At 41.7% G+C, this 1,545-nt stretch carries 1 protein-coding gene; it reads left to right on the forward strand.

The annotated features are described in order from the left end of the window. Positions 1–102: 102 nt before the first annotated feature. On the forward strand, positions 103–1,545 hold a 1,443-nt coding region (locus tag AC5WOC_RS21155; protein WP_496057413.1), incomplete at its 3' end, for an IS1182 family transposase.

The following is a 1,545-nucleotide window of genomic DNA, read 5'->3' on the forward strand; positions in this document are numbered from 1 at the left end:
TTCAGCCTGTAGACAAACCTGCTTTAGCAGGAAGGTCTGCAGGCTTTTTTGTCGAAAGAATAAAGAATATAAGAAGAAAACGATGCGGAAAAGGAAGAGAATATGTTATCCAAACACAACAAGGAAAGAAAACATCAACTGGAAATGGTGGCGTTAGATGATCTCGTACCTGCGGATCATCTGGTTCGAAAGATCGATGCGTGTATGGAATTCGAATTTATCTATGAGTTGGTGGAAAAGCATTACTGTCTAGATAATGGGAGACCTAGTATTGATCCAGTTGTTTTAATCAAGATAGCACTCATTCAATATTTATTTGGGATACGCTCGATGCGTCAAACGATCAAGGAAATCGAAACGAATGTAGCGTATCGTTGGTTTATTGGATATAGCTTAACGGAAAAAATCCCCCATTTCACCACGTTTGGGAAAAACTATGTACGCCGGTTTGAAGGAACGAACCTGTTTGAAGAAATCTTTACTCGAATTCTCGAAGAGGCGATGAATCAAGGATTCATCGAACCCGATGTGATGTTTGTGGATTCGACCCATGTCAAGGCCAGCGCCAATAAAAAGAAATACACCAAAAGACTAGTAGAATCGCAAATGCGAAGCTACCAAGAACAGTTAGATCAAGAGATCCGAGAGGATCGAAAAAAACAAGGAAAAAAGGAATTCGCTCCTAAGACAAAGAAAGTACGAGAGATCAAAGAAAGTACCATTGATCCAGATAGTGGGTATTATGTGAAAAATGAACAGGAGTGTCAGTTTGCTTACTCGTTTCATACGGGCTGTGATCGAAATGGGTTTGTCTTAGGAGCAATAGTGGAACCGGGAAATATTCACGACAGTCAGGTGTTTCCTGCGCTGTACCAAAAGCTAAAAGATTCGGTAGGAAAACCCACAGCGGTAGCTGTGGACGCAGGATACAAAACTCCCTTTATTGCGAAGTTATTGCTGGAGGAACAGGTTCGTCCAGTGATGCCATATAAACGACCGATGACCAAAAAAGAGTTTTTTCGGAAGCAGGAATATGTGTATGATGTGTATTACGACTGCTATCTTTGTCCACAGAACCAAGTGTTACCGTACCGAATTACAACAAGAGAAGGATACAAGCAGTATGTTTCTAATTCCAAGATTTGCAAGGACTGTCCAGTCCTTGCTCGATGTACGCAAAGTCGAACTCATACCAAACAAATCCATCGTCATATTTGGGAAGATAGCCTAGAAGAAGTAGAGCATCTGAGGCATACGAAACAAAATAAGGAAATCTATGCACGGCGAAAAGAAACGATTGAGCGAGTTTTTGCCGATATGAAAGTCAAGCATGGCATGCGCTGGACGAACCTCCGAGGAAAGTCAAAAATTCAGCACCAAGCGATGCTTGTTTTCGCTGCCATGAACTTGAAAAAACTCGCCACCTGGCGGTGGCGAGCCCTTCATACTGGTCGCTTTTTTGGTTATTTCGTTCCTAAATCTAGCTATTTAGATACGAAAGCACTTCTGAAGCAATTTTCAGAAGTGCTTTTTCTTCGGTCTGAA

Source organism: Shimazuella sp. NTD247 (genome assembly GCF_059510415.1).